Here is a 15,979-nt window from a genome sequence, read left to right on the forward strand (position 1 = left end):
CTTTCGCCTACTGTCACCTGATGAAAACTCACACACGTCTGGAGGCTTTCTATACTTAATTCAGCCCAGACTGTTTACGCAAATGCAGGAGCCAAAATGATTGACCTTTACTACGCCCCCACGCCCAACGGGCATAAAATAACGCTATTTCTGGAAGAGGCGGAGCTGGCGTATCGTTTGCTAAAAGTGGATATCAGCAGGGGCAATCAGTTTCGCCCTGATTTTTTGGCTATCTCTCCCAATAATAAAATTCCTGCCATCGTCGATCACGCCCCGGCAGACGGCGGCCAACCGCTGAGTCTTTTTGAGTCCGGTGAAATTCTTCTCTACCTGGCGGAAAAAAGCGGCAAACTGCTTAGCGGGGAGCTGCGTGAACGCCATATCACGCTACAGTGGCTGTTCTGGCAGGTCGGCGGGTTAGGGCCGATGTTGGGCCAGAACCATCACTTTAACCACTTTGCGCCGCAGACGATCCCCTATGCAATTGAACGCTATCAGGTGGAAACGCAACGCTTATACAACGTACTGAATAAACGTCTGGAAGCCTCCCCGTGGCTGGGCGGCGACCACTATAGTATTGCGGATATCGCCAGTTGGCCGTGGGTCAACGCGCATCAGCGTCAGCGAATTGACCTTGATACATACCCTGCAGTGTATAACTGGTTTGAACGCATTCGCACGCGTCCTGCGACAGCGCGCGCTATGTTAAAAGCGCAACTGCACTGTAACAGTACGGAAGAGTAACGCGGCACTATTTTCATGTATGATGTGGAGGTTTATGGAACAAACCTGCAATGGCAGAGCCTGACGCTATTATTTGTATTAAAAACCTGGCATTAGGGAAGAGGAAAACCTCAATACTCTGGAGGTCATATGCAGATTCTGATTACCGGCGGTACAGGCCTGATTGGGCGTCATCTAATTCCTCATCTGTTAACACTGGGACATCAGGTGACAGTCGTTACGCGCAATCCCTACAATGCGCGTCAGATTTTCGATTCCAGAGTGGCATTATGGAAAGGGCTAGCGGAACGTGAGCACCTCAATGAAATTGACGCCATCGTCAATCTGGCTGGCGAACCGATTGCCGACAAACGCTGGACGCCGCAGCAAAAAGAACGGCTGTGCCAAAGTCGCTGGGCTATCACGCAAAAGCTGGTGGATTTAATTCATGCCAGCGCAACGCCGCCTGCGGTGTTGATATCCGGTTCCGCCACGGGCTATTACGGCGATCTGGGCGACGTTGTCGTCACTGAAGACGAACCGCCGCACAATGAATTTACGCATAAACTTTGCGCCCTCTGGGAGCAGATTGCCTGTCGCGCGCAGAGCGATCAGACCCGCGTCTGCCTGCTGCGTACCGGCGTCGTACTGGCGCCGCAAGGCGGGATTCTGGGGAAAATGGTTCCGCCGTTCCGCCTCGGTCTCGGCGGCCCAGTGGGTAATGGTCGACAATATCTGCCCTGGATTCACATTGACGATATGGTCAACGGCATCCTGTGGCTGCTGGATAACGATCTTCGCGGTCCTTTCAATATGGTCTCGCCGTATCCCGTCCATAATGAACAGTTTGCTCATGCGCTGGGACGCGCGCTGCGCCGCCCGGCAATTATTCGCATTCCGGCGACGGCAATTCGCTTATTGATGGGAGAGTCGTCAGTGTTGGTACTGGGCGGACAGCGGGCGTTGCCAAAACGGCTTGAAGCCGCCGGATTCGCGTTTCGCTGGTATGATTTAGAAGAGGCGCTGGCGGATGTGATTCGCTAGCCCCGACGCCTAATCCCGCCCGGTAAGCACCGGGCCTCTTTTATTTCAGCGAACCTTTCAGGAACTGCTGTAGACGCGGGCTTTGCGGATTGCCGAACACCTGTTCCGGCTCGCCTTCTTCTTCAATTTTCCCCTGATGCAGAAAAATAACGTGCGAAGAGACATGGCGGGCGAAGCCCATTTCATGCGTGACCACGACCATCGTTTTCCCCTCTTCCGCCAGTTGTTGCATGATGCGTAAGACTTCGCCGACCAGTTCAGGATCGAGCGCCGAAGTGGGTTCATCGAACAGTAAAACGTCAGGTTCCATCGCCAGCGCGCGCGCAATAGAAACGCGCTGTTGTTGACCGCCTGAGAGATGGACAGGATATTTGCCCTGAGCGCGCTCATCAATCCCGACCTTCGCCAGATATTTCAGCGCCCGCTCCCGCGCGTCGTGCTTGCTTAATCCCAGTACCTGAACCGGCGCTTCCATCACATTTTCCAGCACCGTCATATGGCTCCAGAGGTTAAAATGCTGAAACACCATCGTCAGACGGGTACGCAACAGACGTAGCTGATTTTTATCCGCAACTTTGAGCTGCCCGTCTTTGTCACGCACCAGATTAATATTCTGACCGTTCACGATAATCGCGCCTTCGCTCGGTTTTTCGAGGAAGTTAATGCAGCGCAAAAAGGTGCTTTTACCGGAACCGGACGAACCGATGATGCTAATCACATCTCCAGCGCTGGCCTGCAAAGATACCCCTTTTAGCACTTCATGACCGCCGTAGCGTTTGTGCAAATCGATAACGTTTAATTTATTTTCTGACATCATGTTACTCGAATTATTTAGAGGAAACGTGCTGCAACCAGCGTCTTTCCGCCCGGCGGAACAGGCTTATCAGGACATACGAAATGAGTAAATACAACACGGCGGCAATGCCAAACGCGGTAAACGGCTGGTAAGTCGCTGAGTTAATATCACGGGCGATTTTCAACAAATCCGGCACCGTCGCGGTAAACGCCAGCGCCGTAGAGTGCAGCATTAAAATCACTTCGTTGCTGTAGGCAGGCAGGGCGATACGTAATGCCGACGGCAAAATAATGCAGCGATACATTTTAAATGACGAGAAGCCATACGCCCTTGCAGCTTCAATTTCACCGTGCGGCACCGAACGAATCGCCCCGGCGAAAATCTCCGTGGTGTACGCGCAGGTATTCAGCGTTAGCGCCAGTACGGTACAATTCAACCCGCTGCGAAAAAACGCGTTAAGAAGGTCAGTGCCTTTCACTATTTCCAGCGTATACATCCCCGAATAGAACACCAGTAGCTGTACATACAGCGGTGTGCCGCGAAAAATATACGTAAACAGCCAGATGGGAAAACGGATGAATTTATTGCTGGAAACGCGGCCCACCGCCAGAATCACCGCCAGAATGCCGCCCATCACCACCGATGAAATTAACAGCCACAGAGTAATCGCCACGCCGGTAAAACGATAGCCATCCGTCCACAGCAGGGATTTCCAGTACTCCTGAATAATCTCAATCACAGATCGGCCCTCTTCACGCCCACGGAATAACGACGCTCAAGTAAGAGCAGCACGCCATTAGAGACGGTGGTAAATACCAAGTAGATAAGTCCACAGACCACGGCGAAATAGAAAGGCTCCCAGGTGCTTTTACCGGCAAGCTGCGTGGCTTTGACGACATCTTCCAGGCCCAACAGCGACACCAGCGCCGTCGCTTTGAGTATCACCTGCCAGTTATTGCCAATCCCCGGTAGGGCGTAACGCATCATCGCCGGGAACATAATCCGCCGGAACGTTTGCCATCTGGTAAAACCAAAAGCCGTCGCCGCTTCGATATGGCCTTTCGGCACCGCCATAAACGCGCCGCGAAAGGTTTCGGTAAAATAGGCACCGTAGATAAAACCAAGTGTGATAATACCGGCCACCATCGGATCAATATCAATCTGGTCGATACCCAGATAATCGGTCACCACGTTAAGCGCGATTTGCAATCCGTAGAATATCAGCAACATTAATACCAAATCAGGCACCCCGCGGATCAGGGTGGTATACCCTTCAAAAATGAGCCCCGTTACCCGGTTTTGCGAAAGCTTCGCCCCCGCGCCGACGAGACCTATAAGCACGGCCAGCACCACAGAACTGAGCGCCAGTTCCAGCGTGACGAGCGCGCCCTGTAAAATTACGCCTGAAAACCCGTACAACATGCAGCCTGTCCTGTTGTGTGTGGTGAAGTAAGAAGCCTCTTTTGCATTTTTGCCTCTCATTCTGCCGGATGGCGGCGTTGCCTTATCCGGCCTACGACGCTCCCCGTAGGCCTGATAAGCGCGGCGCCATCAGGCAATGAAGACGATCAATATTCTTTGGGCTTTATCTGCACCGACGGTGATTAACCGCCATAAACATCAAAATCAAAGTACTTTTTCGCCAGCTTTTCGTAAGTACCGTCAGCACGCATTTCAGCAAACGCTTTGTTCAGCGTTTCACGCAGCTCGTTATCCTCTTTACGCAGTCCCATACCGGTTCCTACGCCGAATAACTTCTCATCTTTCACCGACGGGCCGCCGAATTTATAGGTTTTTCCGACAGGCTGTTTAAGGAAACCTTCGCTGGCCGCGACCTCATCCTGAAAGGCTGCATCGATACGTCCAGCCGTCAGATCGGAATAAATATTGTCCTGCCCCTGGTAAGAGACGATCTCAATTCCTTTCGGCGCCCAGTGCTCGTTACCGAAGGTCTCCTGCGTCGTCCCCTGTAGCACGCCAACGCGCTTGCCTTTCAGCGATGCGACGGTCGGCTGGATATCAGAGTTTTTCGCAACCACCAGACGGGAATCAGCGGCATAAAGCTTGTCGGTAAACGCAATCTCTTGCTGGCGCTTTTCAGTGATCGATAGCGAGGACATGATGGCATCAATTTTCTTCGCTTTTAAAGACGGAATCAGCGCATCCAACGGGTTTTCCACGAACGTACACTGTGTGTTGATACGTTTGCACAGTTCTTTGGCCAGATCGATATCAAAACCGACCAATTCACCTTGTGCATTTTTGGATTCAAACGGCGCGTAAGTCGGATCGGTACCAATACGAATTTTTTGTGGAATAGCGGCAAATGCTGCGGTAGCGCTGGAAAATGCCAGCACCAGGGAAAGGGATAACGCCAGTTTTTTCATAACTATCCTCAACAGACTGTCTTTATAGGAGATCTTTTCAGACCCGATGCGGCTATCGTGCCATTAATCAGACCGACAAGGCAAAGCATTCTACCTCGTCAGCCGGTTTATTTTGCATAAAAATCGATTAAGTATGCATTTATGCACCTGTTCCGCAACGGCTTATGCACCAAAAAAGTGCAAAATATCTATTTTGTACCGTGATAGTTCCCAAACACGGTGCGCTGTCCCCTTATCTCAATCGCCGTAGACATTAAAATCGAAGTACTTTTTGGCCATTTTGTCGTAAGTCCCGTCCTGACGCAGTTCGGCCAGCGCTTTATCAAACGCGGCTTTTAGCTCGGTATCGTCTTTGCGCAACCCAACCCCCGTCCCGTCGCCAAAGTATTTTTTATCCTTAACGGAAGGGCCGGCAAACGCATACTCTTTGCCCGCTGGCTGTTTCAGGAAGCCTTCGCTTGCGGCGACTTCATCCTGCAATGCGGCATCCAGCCGACCAGCGGTCAAATCGGAATAGATAAGGTCCTGGTTGGCATAAGCCACTACATTCACACCTTTCGTGCGCCAGTTATCATTGGCATAAGCCTCTTGCGTTGACCCTTGCAACACGCCGACATGCTTGCCTTTCAGCGATTCCAGCGTCGGCTGAATGGGGGAACCTTTTGCCGCAATCAGGCGTGAATCCGCCGCGTAAAGTTTGTCGGAAAACGCAATTTCCTGCTGGCGTTTATCGGTAATAGAGAGCGATGAAATAATGGCATCGATTTTTTTCGCTTTCAGTGAGGGAATAAGCGCATCAAAGTCGCTGGCGACCCAGGTACATTTCACCTGCATACGCTGACACATTTCATTTCCGAGATCGATATCAAAGCCAACGAAGTCGCCTTTGGCATCTTTCGATGAGAAAGGCGCGTAGGTGGTATCCGTTCCTATACGAACCGTTTGCGGGAGCGCGGCGTAACTGGCCGCCGTCGCGCCCAAACCTATCAGCAAAGACAAAGCGAGAACGGTCTTCTTCATACATCCCCCTCAGGTAGCGTCATTTTCTTATGTTTTACGTGGTGTTGTGTTTACAGACTTTTTCATGCAGGTCTTATGCCATTTTCACGTCAGCGGAACGATTGGACGTTAAATTTGTTAATAAAAAGTTGCAATATTGTCCTAATGTTGAAGATAGCAGGAATGACGGTTGAACCGCAGCGTTTCGGCGGCTTTTAACGAATTAAATGTTGAGGATATGATCGCGGTTACAAAATTGCCCTGAAACAGGGCAACAGGGACAACATTGCACGCTAAACAGACAACGCTATGCGCCCTGCCAACGAACAAAAAGATCATGCGGAAGTGGAATATCAAACTGATCCAGAACCCTATTAACAGTTTGATTTATAACATCATCAAGGGTTTTAGGAAGATGATAAAAGGCCGGAACCGGCGGCATAATCACCGCGCCTATCTCAGCGGCCTGGGTCATTAAACGCAAATGCCCGATATGTAGCGGCGTTTCGCGCACACACAGCACCAGAGGTCGCCGCTCTTTTAATATCACATCCGCCGCGCGGGTAAGCAGTCCGTCAGTATAACTGTGGACAATCCCCGAAAGCGTTTTAATGGAACAAGGCAGGATAACCATTCCCGCCGTCGGGTAAGAGCCCGAAGAAATACTGGCGGCAATATCGCGCGCATCGTGCGTCACGTCAGCCAGCGCCTGCACCTCGCGCAATGAAAAATGGGTCTCCAGCGCCAGCGTTTGCCGGGCCGCCTGGCTCATCACCAGATGCGTTTCCACGCTCTCGACATCGCGCAAAATTTGTAATAAGCGCACGCCATAAATCGCTCCGCTGGCGCCGCTTATTCCTACAATAAGTCGTTTCATGTTCTCTTACCGTTTACGAGCGCCGTTCATCCCACTGTGTTACGTAATCGGCTCAAAGTGGGTCTGAAGAGATACCATGACAAAAGAATCCCTGTCATAAAAGCCAGCTCAACCAACATTATCACTCCCCCCTGCTCACTAAACCAGGTACCGACCATAATGGCAAAATTGGTGATAATGACAAACCGGGCCGTCCAGGGGAAAAGCGGCGATCGATAGCGTAGCAAATCGCTGGCGTAGGTTCCATTACACACCGATTGCCGGAAGCGATACTGACACCATCCAATGGTTATCCATGCAAGGCAACCCACCTGCCCGGTACTGGCGATCAGATATAAATAAAATTGCTGCGCGGGAATATAGCGGGTCAGCAACGACACCAACGCCAGCAAGACCGTGATTAAAATAGCATACACCGGCACGCCGCCGCCGTTCGTTTTACCGAAGCAGGCTGGCGCAAAGCGATCGCCCGCCATAGACCATAACATACGCGAACGGGCGTAAATGGCCGAGTTAGCGGCAGAAACCGCGGCGGAAAAGATCACCAGCGTCATCAGCGTATCCGCCCCCGGAATGCCCGCGTGGGAGAATACCCATACAAAGGGACTTTGTCCATTTGGCGCCAGTTTATGCGGATAGACCAGCGCCAGCACCGCAATCGCCAGGCCGTAAAACAAAATGATTCTGAGACCGATCCCCAGGATCACTTTCGGTAAAATAGCGTGCGGCGATTCTGTCTCCCCTGCCGCATTTCCTACCAGTTCCACCCCCTGGAAGGAGTAAATCACAATCGTCATGCAGACCACAATCTGCTCCCAACCGTGGGGAAACCACATTCCATTGGTTTTTAACGTCGGGTGCCAGTCACTATGGCCCATTAGCGAATAGATCATCACCCCGCCCGCACAGATAAACAGTACGATAGCGAAAACTTTAATGGCCGAAAGCCAGTATTCGCATTCACCAAAACTTTTTGCGGAGGTGAAATTGATGACCGTCAGGATGAGCAGAATCGCCAGGCAGAAAATATATACCGGAACCGCGGGGAAAAACTGGTGGGCAATAAACCCTGCGGCAGTGAGGTCGGCCGCAAGGGAAAAGACCCAGCTAAACCAGTAAAGCCAGCCAATGGTATAGCTCCAGACAGGTGACGGCATAAACATCAGAGCATAATGTTGAAATGAGCCGGAGTGCGGGAAGGCGCATGATAATTCGCCAAGACACATCATCGTCGCCAGCATAATGGCTCCGGCAAACAGATAGGCCAGTAAGGCTCCCGCTGGCCCGACGCTGCTTAACGGTTCGGCAATGCCGATAAATAAGCCGGTGCCAATCGTGCCGCCCAGCGACATCATCAGCAGATGCCGCCGCGACACAGCGCGGCGGTTATGCGTTAACGCGTAAACCTCCAGGCGATGCCTTTGGTCTGGCAGGCCATTAACAGGCCCGTATAATCCAGTTCAAAGCGAACTACATCGCCTACTTTTAGCGGCTGACGACAATCTTCAATATCGACTAATGTATGATCGCTGGTTTGTCCTAAGATAGTGATAGCGTCATCGCACGGCACACAGTTATCCGACGGCACATCCTGGCGCCCAAACGCCAGCAATGCGCGTCGGCGTATGCCACGATCGACAAAGGTTTTACTTTGCAAAAAGGCATCGACGCCCAGCTCCCCGACCGGGACGGTCGGTTTACTGTTCAGTTCGATAATTTCCGCTTCCAGGATATACATATCAGAACAGGCTTTATCGACCGGTTTTGCGGAGTGGTGAAATTCATTCAGGTATTTCATGTCGACATATTCAATGCCGAACTCATGTAGCCCGCCGATGCGCAAATGATTCAGACCGTGCGGCCAGATACCTTTATCCAGCAGGTGATAGCTAGTGCAGTTCCCCGCAGAAAGCCGCCGGACAGGAATACCGCTGTCGGCTTCCAGCCGGGCGGCCAGCGCCAGAAAATCCTCGCCATTTTTTACTGTTGGCAATACGGTGCCGTAACAATTAAAGTTGGTACCCAGTCCATATAATTCCAGAGCGGGCAGGTCAGCAATAAGGGTAATGGTCTCAAGAATACGTTGATATTCGCTAAACCAGATACCCTCGCGTAAATCGCCCATATCTACCATTAGTAATACCTGATGCGTTTTCCCCAAGCGTTGGGCTTCATGCGATAATGCCCGTAATACGACTGGCTCGCTATTTAAACTGATATCCGCGTAGCGCACGACATCCTCGATTTCACTCAGGCACGGGCTACGTAACAGGCAGGTCGTACATCCTGTCTCGCGTATTTTTTTCAAGTTATAGGTTCGTGATTCAGCAATAACGGTAATTCCGCCGTTGAAAACCGCCTGCGCGGTTTCCACGCAGCCGTCAAAAACTTTATTGACAGCCATCACTTCAATACCGCTGCTTGCCAGCAGTGCTTTTTCCGTGCGGGCGTTCTCTTCCAGCTTGCGTAGATTTATTTCGAGAACTGGCATATACATTTTATTTTCCCCCCGCCATGCCTAAACGGGCATTACGTTTCTGCGCCCGATGGTAAATGAACTCCGCGACGACAACCGCCAGTACCGCCCCGCCAATAATTTTCCCGGCGTACTGGAAATATCCGCCCATATCAATTTGAGAAGGCGGAATAAATAACAGCGCAACGGCAAAGGCGATAGAAAGAAAGCCCAGCGCGGGTAAAATAGCCGGTAAAACCTTGCCCGGAATTTTAAAACTTCTTGGCGTATCCGGTTGGGTCTTACGTAAACGCCAGAACGCCGGGAACATCACCAGATAAGGAATAAAATAGGTGATAGTCGTTAGCGCCGTTAACATCCAGTAAGCCGCCGCAACGCTTGGCGAAATAAAAGTCGAAAAACACAGAACCGTGACAATAATCGCCTGTACCGTCAACGCAAAAGCGGGAGTTTTCCATACCGGATGTAATTTGCCGATTCGGTCCCCCAGCAGATTATCTTCGCGAGAAGCTTCCTGGAGCATATAAATCGGCCCCACCAGCCAGGAGTTAATCTGCCCGAGAGCGCCAAAAAACATACAGATGGCCATAACAGGAATTAACCACGGCATATGCAACGTGTCCGCCGCAGCATGCATAGCCTGCATGACACCCGCCACGATGTCGGTTTTCCCGGCGGGTAAAAGCGTGTTTAGCGCCCAGGTACCGACCATATAGATCCCAACGATAACGGCGGCGGAGACGGCCATCGCTCGCGGAAAATCACGCTGTGGATTACGGGTACGCCCGGCAATCATCGGGGCGACCTCCAGTCCGGCAAACGCAAACATCATGCTGGATAAGAAAACGATCGTATCCCAGTGTCCAAGATCCGGAATCCAGTTTTTCGCTGTAGCGTAGTCCGTCTGCATCTGGTGTCCGGTACATAGCCATACCACCGCCAGCAAAATGAGGATGGCGGAGGGAATAAATACGCCGCACCAGGCGCTGATGCTATTAATAATTTTTGTCCACGCCATCCCGCGGATATTCATCAGCGTTAATAGCCAGAAAATCACCGCAGAACCAATACCGATAAACGCTTTATTTTCCGCCAGGCCGCCGCCGATCATATAGCCCAACGCGGTAAAGCCGAATTGCAGCATTAATGGGAAAAACAGTACGCAGGAAAAGAGAAAACAAACTACTACAATCCATGCAATACGTTTACCAAATGCCTCTTTAATCCAGACAAATATCCCGCCATCTTTCGGCCAGCCGGTTGACAGCTCGCCGCATACCATCGCTAAAGGAAAAAACAAACAAAATGCAGCTATCACCCATAACAACATGGCCGATGCCCCGTAAGGCGCCACATTAGGGATTTGCCGCAAACTCAGAATAGCGATGACATTCATAAAGACAATGTCTTTGATGCCAAGTAAGCCAGAATTCGTGTTACTCATGGCCATCTCCTGTTATGCATTCAGGCATCACTGCCCTCTTCTTATCATCTGACGACGGGCCTCAGCATGAAACTGAAGCCCAAAACAGTATTAATAGATGTCGTACTTGACCATATCTTCGTAACTGTCTTCCCGACGAATCAGACGCGTCTCACCATTTTTATCGATCATCACCACGCCCGTGCGCGGACGGTTGTTATAAACGGTTTGACTTTCAATGGTGTATGCCCCGGCATCAAGAAACGCGACAATATCGCCAACATGAGTCTCCTTCGGCAGTAAAAACTCTTCGCCTTTCACTCCCATGTGGAAATAATCCCCGCCATCACACAGCGGCCCGGCTAATTTTATCCAGGCATCGTGCGCTGCCGTCATACGGGAGGCGTTATAGACATAAAAGAACCAGTCAAAATGTTGGCTGTCTGAAAGTACGCTGTAACCGGCGTCGACAAATTTCCATTCAACGTGGCATTCCACATTGCCGTTAAGATCGTAATTCGTTTTACGTTTTTCGCAGGAGACTTCCGTCAGTAAAACCGCCGCCGACCCGGTCACTTTACGTCCGGGTTCAATACATATTTCCACATCGGTGCGCCATTTATGCACTTCGCGAATGACCGCATCGGCAAAATCCTGTGCGGTAATACCGGCATACATATTATCTTTTAGCGGGTCGCCATTCTCGTCGTCATATTTATAGGGAACCGGGATCCCGCCGCCCACGTTGATCAAATCAAATTTAATACCGAGCACTTCTTCCAGGCGACGGGATTCATCCACCAGCACTTTGGTCGCTTTTGCGAAAGGCTCTGACTCCGGCACCTGATCGCCCACATGCATATGCAAGCCGCGTAAATGCACATAAGGCATCGCCAGAATGCGGCGGCAGGTTTCTTCCGCCTGTTCCAGGTCGAGACCCGACTTCGCATGGAAAGCGGTAACCAGTTCCGCATGCGTCGCCGAGGGAACATTCGGCTCTACGCGGACGCAAACATTGGCGACTTTCTTCAGCTTGCGAGAAATGGCATCAATATGTTCCAGCTCATACAGGCTATCAACATTAATAAGATACAGATCGTTGGCGATGGCATATTCCAGATCGGCAGGCTTTTTCACCACGCCATTGAAGACGATCTGATCGCCGCGAAAACCTATCTCCAGACACTTGCGAACCTCATATTGTGAGTTTGCCTCCGCGCAAATTCCGGCGTCGCGAATGGCTTTCAACACCCCCATGACCGAGCAGGTTTTTGACGCAAAGAAGGTTTTGGTATTTTTATGCGCCGCAAATGCCTGCTGGATTTCATGAATGTTACGAATAATCTCCGGCTCAGAAAACACATAGAATGGCGTGGGGTACTGGCGCGCCAGAGCGTCCAGATCGACCCCTTCAAAACACAAATGACCGTCTTTGTGCTGGAAACGGCGATCGCCGTTGATTACCTGCTCACGTAGCTGGTTGTAATTCTGCATAATCGAGTCAGTCATAACGCCCTCTGCTTAATGTTTATGGTAAAAATCCTCATTCTTTACAGGGATAAAGCAAAAGGCATGCCACTATTTTTTATCAAAATAATCAATAAGTTATAAAAATAAGCTTTTTCTCATTTTCGTCATTGAGTTTGCTATTCATCACAACGACGAAAATTCGTCACTTTTATAATGACAACATGAACAATAGATATGAGGAATGCGCGTATGGCATCCACCAATCAGGAACTGGCCTCGGCGCTCAGGATGTTTTCCCGCTTTTTCGATTTGATTCATCAGCCGTTGGCCGTCATTAATGAGCGTGGTGAATACGTTTACTACAATCAGGAAAGCGCGGATCTGGACGGCTACAGTATTGAACGGGCAATGGGAAAACATATGCTGGATGTCTATCCGGGCATGAAAGAGGCCCAAAGTACGATGCTTTCATCGTTAAAAAAAGGCGTGGAATACATTGGTCATTATCAAATTTATTACAATGCGCGAGGCCAGGCCGTTGACTATCAGCACACCACCGCGCCGCTCTATGCAAGCGATGGCGGCATGGTCGGCGTTATCGAAATCGGCAGGAATATGTCTGGCGTCAGACGGCTCCAGGAACAGGTGGTAGAACTGAACCAACTGCTGTATGCCGATCACCATGAAAAGCACCATGCCATTATTACCGAAAACCCGGAAATGCTCAGTAATATCGCCAAAGCCAAACGGCTGGCCGCCAGTAATATTCCGGTGACGATTGTCGGGGAGACGGGAACGGGTAAGGAGCTATTTTCCCGCCTGATACATCAATGCAGCAAGCGGGCGAATAAACCGTTCATCGCCCTGAACTGCGGCGCTCTACCGCCTACGCTTATCGAAAGTACGCTTTTCGGCACCGTGCGCGGCGCCTATACCGGCGCGGAAAATAGCCAGGGCTATCTGGAGCTGGCAAACGGGGGAACGCTCTTTCTTGATGAGCTGAACGCCATGCCGATAGAGATGCAAAGTAAGCTGCTGCGATTCTTGCAGGATAAAACCTTCTGGCGGCTCGGCGGACAACAGCAACTCCACTCTGACGTCAGGATCGTTGCCGCCATGAACGAAGCGCCCGTCAAATTAATTCAACAAGAACGCCTGCGGGCAGATCTTTTTTATCGGTTGAGCGTCGGAATGTTGACGCTACCGCCGCTGCGCGCCCGCCCGGAAGATATTCCCTTACTGGCGAATTATTTTATTGATAAATACCGTAATGACGTGCCGCAGGATATCCACGGATTAAGCGAGACGGCGCGTAATGGCCTGCTCAATCACGCCTGGCCGGGTAATGTCAGGATGCTGGAAAATGCGATTGTGCGCAGCATGATCATGCAGGAAAAAGACGGGCTGCTTAAACACATCATTTTTGAACAGGATGAGTTAAATTTAGGCGTACCGGAAACCACAGCGGAAAATCCCCTTCCCTCATCGCCCGATCCGCAGTATGAGGGGTCGCTGGAGGCACGGGTTGCCAGCTACGAAAGGCATTTAATAGAAACCGCGCTGGATACACATCAGGGAAACATTGCCGCCGCGGCCCGTAGCCTTAACGTATCCCGCACTACGTTACAGTACAAAGTACAAAAATACGGTATCCGCTTTGGCGTGGTGCGTAATTGAAACCGGCCAGCGGCGCGACGCCGCTGGCAAAACCTATTAACCTTCGTTATGCATTTCCAGGTTTTCCATTTCGTTCTGGAACAGCACCGCTTTGGCGTCGTCATTACGTAATGAATCCAGGAAGTCGAGGTATTGCTGATCTACGTCTTTGGTAACATATACCCCGTTAAATACCGAACATTCAAACTGCTGAATATCCGGGTTTTCCGCGCGCACGGCTTCGATCAGATCGTCCAGATCCTGGAAGATAAGCCCATCGGCGCCGATGATCTGACGAATTTCGTCCACCTCTCGACCATGCGCGATCAGCTCATTGGCGGTCGGCATATCAATGCCATAGACGTTGGGGAAACGAATTTCCGGCGCGGCGGACGCCAGGTAAACCTTCTTCGCGCCCGCTTCCCTGGCCATCTCGATGATCTGCTCCGATGTGGTGCCACGCACGATAGAATCATCCACCAGCAGGACGTTTTTATCGCGGAACTCCGCGCGATTAGCATTGAGCTTGCGGCGCACAGATTTACGACGCAGTTGTTGGCCCGGCATGATAAAGGTACGTCCCACGTAGCGATTTTTGACAAATCCCTGGCGGTACGGCTTGCCGAGAATACGGGCAATTTCCAGTGCGATATCGCAGGAGGTTTCCGGGATAGGGATAACTACGTCGATGTCCAGATCTTCCCATTCACGAGCGATTTTTTCGCCAAGTTTAGTGCCCATATTCACACGAGCGCTGTAGACGGAGATCTTATCGATAAAGGAGTCAGGACGGGCAAAGTAAACGTACTCGAACAAACAGGGGTTACTGACCGGATTATCCGCGCACTGGCGCGTGAACAGTTGCCCCTTTTCGGTAATATAGATAGCTTCGCCCGGCGCGACATCGCGCAGAAATTCAAAGCCCAGTGTATCCAGCGCCACGCTTTCTGAAGCGACCATATACTCTGTACGACCATCGCCAACGTCACGCTTACCCAGCACCAATGGGCGAATGCCGTGCGGATCGCGAAAGGCTACCATGCCGTGACCGATAATCATCGCCACGCAGGCATAGGCGCCACGGATCTGACGGTTAGTCGCGGCAATCGCGGCAAAAATATTGTCGGCTTCCAGCGGGTAGTGACGGAAGTTGTCGAGCTCGCTGGCGAAAATATTTAGCAGGATTTCGGAATCGGAAGTCGTGTTGATATGACGGCGCTTTTCTTCAAACAGTTTTTTACGCAGCTCATGCGCGTTAGTCAGGTTGCCATTATGGGCCAACGTGATGCCATACGGCGAGTTAACGTAAAAAGGTTGCGCTTCGGAAGCGCTGGAGCTGCCTGCGGTAGGGTAACGCACATGGCCGATCCCCATGTTGCCCTGCAAACGCTGCATGTGGCGAGCTTCAAAAATATCGTTCACCAGCCCGTTTGCCTTACGCAGGCGGAAGCAGTTATTCGCATCTATGGTGATAATACCGGCAGCATCCTGACCACGATGCTGGAGCACTGTTAACGCGTCATAAATCGACTGGTTGACCGGCATAACACCGGCGATACCGACAATACCGCACATACGTCATTTTCCTCGTTAAGCCACATCTCAGAACCTGTTACGTTCTGGGCAAAAAACTCGACGAGCTTTGCAGATAGTCAAAGAACCATCTGATGATGAAACTGAACTGCGGGATGAGCTGCGATTTGCTCCAGTCTTCGCTTTTCGACAGGCCGGTAAAGGTATCGAGGAAGAACAGAATGGCGGCGACAATCAGCGCGCCTCGCAGTGCGCCGAAACAGATCCCCAACACCCGGTCAGTCCCCGACAGGCCGGTCTTTTCTACTAGCTGACCTATCACAAAATTCACGATAGCGCCGACGATAAGCGTCGCGATAAACAGTACCGCGATCGCAATCCCATTACGAACCAGTTCGTCTTCAAAGCCCGTAAACCAGACAGACAGGTAAGTGTAGTAGTGACTGGCGACAAAGAAAGCACAACCCCACGTCACCAGCGATAACGCTTCACGAACAAAGCCGCGGATCAGGCTAACCAGACAGGAAAAAGCAATCACCGCGATAATGGCGTAATCAATCCAGACCATAGATGTCCCACGATTTTACGCCCTGTC

At 51.2% G+C, this 15,979-nt stretch carries 15 protein-coding genes and 1 pseudogene; 3 read left to right on the forward strand and 13 right to left on the reverse strand.

Annotated features, from left to right (window positions below; translation table 11 throughout):
• Positions 1-96: 96 nt before the first annotated feature.
• Positions 97-744: a GSH-dependent disulfide bond oxidoreductase gene (gene yfcG / locus F4V61_RS07630; protein WP_000566566.1), complete on the forward strand. Its 648-nt coding sequence runs from the start codon at positions 97-99 to the stop codon at positions 742-744.
• A 129-nt stretch (positions 745-873) separates the two neighbouring features.
• Positions 874-1,767 carry a TIGR01777 family oxidoreductase gene (locus tag F4V61_RS07635; protein ID WP_079781737.1) on the forward strand — a complete coding sequence of 298 codons (894 nt, stop codon included), beginning with the start codon at positions 874-876 and terminating at the stop codon, positions 1,765-1,767.
• A gap of 40 nt (positions 1,768-1,807) precedes the next feature.
• Here F4V61_RS07635 and hisP read toward each other — a convergent pair whose 3' ends face one another.
• The 11 genes and pseudogenes from hisP to F4V61_RS07685 all read right to left on the reverse strand — a co-directional run bounded on the left by hisP (position 1,808) and on the right by F4V61_RS07685 (position 12,234).
• Entirely contained in the window at positions 1,808-2,581 is a 774-nt protein-coding gene (gene hisP / locus F4V61_RS07640; RefSeq protein ID WP_024131805.1) for a histidine ABC transporter ATP-binding protein HisP, read from the reverse strand.
• 13 nt (positions 2,582-2,594) lie between these two features.
• Positions 2,595-3,302: a histidine ABC transporter permease HisM gene (gene hisM, locus F4V61_RS07645; protein WP_079781736.1), complete on the reverse strand. Its 708-nt coding sequence runs from the start codon at positions 3,300-3,302 to the stop codon at positions 2,595-2,597.
• Positions 3,299-3,985: a histidine ABC transporter permease HisQ gene (locus F4V61_RS07650; protein WP_079781735.1), complete on the reverse strand. Its 687-nt coding sequence runs from the start codon at positions 3,983-3,985 to the stop codon at positions 3,299-3,301. Before F4V61_RS07650 ends, hisM begins: the two co-directional genes overlap by 4 nt.
• A 60-nt stretch (positions 3,986-4,045) precedes the next feature.
• Positions 4,046-4,122: pseudogene (locus tag F4V61_RS22810) on the reverse strand (hypothetical protein); the annotation flags it as partial.
• Positions 4,123-4,167: 45 nt separating this feature from the next.
• Entirely contained in the window at positions 4,168-4,950 is a 783-nt protein-coding gene (gene hisJ, locus F4V61_RS07655; protein WP_000731869.1) for a histidine ABC transporter substrate-binding protein HisJ, read from the reverse strand.
• Positions 4,951-5,187: 237 nt separating this feature from the next.
• Positions 5,188-5,970: a lysine/arginine/ornithine ABC transporter substrate-binding protein ArgT gene (argT, locus tag F4V61_RS07660; RefSeq protein WP_079781734.1), complete on the reverse strand. Its 783-nt coding sequence runs from the start codon at positions 5,968-5,970 to the stop codon at positions 5,188-5,190.
• Positions 5,971-6,256: 286 nt separating this feature from the next.
• Positions 6,257-6,826 carry a UbiX family flavin prenyltransferase gene (locus F4V61_RS07665; protein ID WP_000825687.1) on the reverse strand — a complete coding sequence of 190 codons (570 nt, stop codon included), beginning with the start codon at positions 6,824-6,826 and terminating at the stop codon, positions 6,257-6,259.
• Positions 6,827-6,852: 26 nt separating this feature from the next.
• Positions 6,853-8,181 (reverse strand): amino acid permease, encoded by a 1,329-nt coding sequence (locus F4V61_RS07670; protein ID WP_232081983.1) that lies wholly within the window; start codon positions 8,179-8,181, stop codon positions 6,853-6,855.
• A gap of 38 nt (positions 8,182-8,219) precedes the next feature.
• Positions 8,220-9,323, reverse strand: a complete 1,104-nt coding sequence (locus tag F4V61_RS07675; RefSeq protein WP_080161003.1) for an alanine/ornithine racemase family PLP-dependent enzyme — start codon at positions 9,321-9,323, stop codon at positions 8,220-8,222.
• A gap of 1 nt (position 9,324) precedes the next feature.
• Positions 9,325-10,746, reverse strand: coding sequence for an APC family permease (locus F4V61_RS07680; RefSeq protein WP_080161002.1), 1,422 nt, complete (start codon positions 10,744-10,746; stop codon positions 9,325-9,327).
• A gap of 90 nt (positions 10,747-10,836) precedes the next feature.
• A complete protein-coding gene (locus F4V61_RS07685; protein WP_000132306.1) occupies positions 10,837-12,234 on the reverse strand; it encodes a diaminopimelate decarboxylase family protein in 1,398 nt (465 codons plus the stop codon).
• A 210-nt stretch (positions 12,235-12,444) separates the two neighbouring features.
• Between F4V61_RS07685 and F4V61_RS07690 the strand changes: the two genes are divergently transcribed.
• A complete protein-coding gene (locus F4V61_RS07690; protein WP_079832618.1) occupies positions 12,445-13,872 on the forward strand; it encodes a sigma-54 interaction domain-containing protein in 1,428 nt (475 codons plus the stop codon).
• Positions 13,873-13,908: 36 nt separating this feature from the next.
• On the opposite strand, the gene purF is transcribed toward F4V61_RS07690, so the two are convergent.
• Together purF and cvpA are read right to left on the reverse strand one after the other, a co-directional pair.
• Positions 13,909-15,426 carry an amidophosphoribosyltransferase gene (gene purF, locus F4V61_RS07695; RefSeq protein ID WP_000334202.1) on the reverse strand — a complete coding sequence of 506 codons (1,518 nt, stop codon included), beginning with the start codon at positions 15,424-15,426 and terminating at the stop codon, positions 13,909-13,911.
• A gap of 37 nt (positions 15,427-15,463) precedes the next feature.
• Entirely contained in the window at positions 15,464-15,952 is a 489-nt protein-coding gene (gene cvpA, locus F4V61_RS07700) for a colicin V production protein (protein ID WP_000262102.1), read from the reverse strand.
• Between the last annotated feature and the right edge of the window lie 27 nt (positions 15,953-15,979).

This window comes from Salmonella enterica subsp. arizonae, assembly GCF_008692845.1.
Classification (GTDB): Bacteria; Pseudomonadota; Gammaproteobacteria; order Enterobacterales; family Enterobacteriaceae; genus Salmonella; species Salmonella arizonae.

Excerpts from the sequence above, each read along its gene's own strand:
- F4V61_RS07635 (WP_079781737.1), top strand. The coding sequence starts at position 874 with ATGCAGATTCTGATTACCGGCGGTACAGGCCTGATTGGGCGTCATCTA.
- argT (WP_079781734.1), bottom strand. The coding sequence starts at position 5,970 with ATGAAGAAGACCGTTCTCGCTTTGTCTTTGCTGATAGGTTTGGGCGCG.
- F4V61_RS07685 (WP_000132306.1), bottom strand. The coding sequence starts at position 12,234 with ATGACTGACTCGATTATGCAGAATTACAACCAGCTACGTGAGCAGGTA.
- cvpA (WP_000262102.1), bottom strand. The coding sequence starts at position 15,952 with ATGGTCTGGATTGATTACGCCATTATCGCGGTGATTGCTTTTTCCTGT.
- hisP (WP_024131805.1), bottom strand. The coding sequence starts at position 2,581 with ATGTCAGAAAATAAATTAAACGTTATCGATTTGCACAAACGCTACGGC.
- hisJ (WP_000731869.1), bottom strand. The coding sequence starts at position 4,950 with ATGAAAAAACTGGCGTTATCCCTTTCCCTGGTGCTGGCATTTTCCAGC.
- F4V61_RS07690 (WP_079832618.1), top strand. The coding sequence starts at position 12,445 with ATGGCATCCACCAATCAGGAACTGGCCTCGGCGCTCAGGATGTTTTCC.
- F4V61_RS07665 (WP_000825687.1), bottom strand. The coding sequence starts at position 6,826 with ATGAAACGACTTATTGTAGGAATAAGCGGCGCCAGCGGAGCGATTTAT.
- F4V61_RS07650 (WP_079781735.1), bottom strand. The coding sequence starts at position 3,985 with ATGTTGTACGGGTTTTCAGGCGTAATTTTACAGGGCGCGCTCGTCACG.
- purF (WP_000334202.1), bottom strand. The coding sequence starts at position 15,426 with ATGTGCGGTATTGTCGGTATCGCCGGTGTTATGCCGGTCAACCAGTCG.
- F4V61_RS07675 (WP_080161003.1), bottom strand. The coding sequence starts at position 9,323 with ATGTATATGCCAGTTCTCGAAATAAATCTACGCAAGCTGGAAGAGAAC.
- yfcG (WP_000566566.1), top strand. The coding sequence starts at position 97 with ATGATTGACCTTTACTACGCCCCCACGCCCAACGGGCATAAAATAACG.
- F4V61_RS07670 (WP_232081983.1), bottom strand. The coding sequence starts at position 8,181 with ATGATGTCGCTGGGCGGCACGATTGGCACCGGCTTATTTATCGGCATT.
- F4V61_RS07680 (WP_080161002.1), bottom strand. The coding sequence starts at position 10,746 with ATGAGTAACACGAATTCTGGCTTACTTGGCATCAAAGACATTGTCTTT.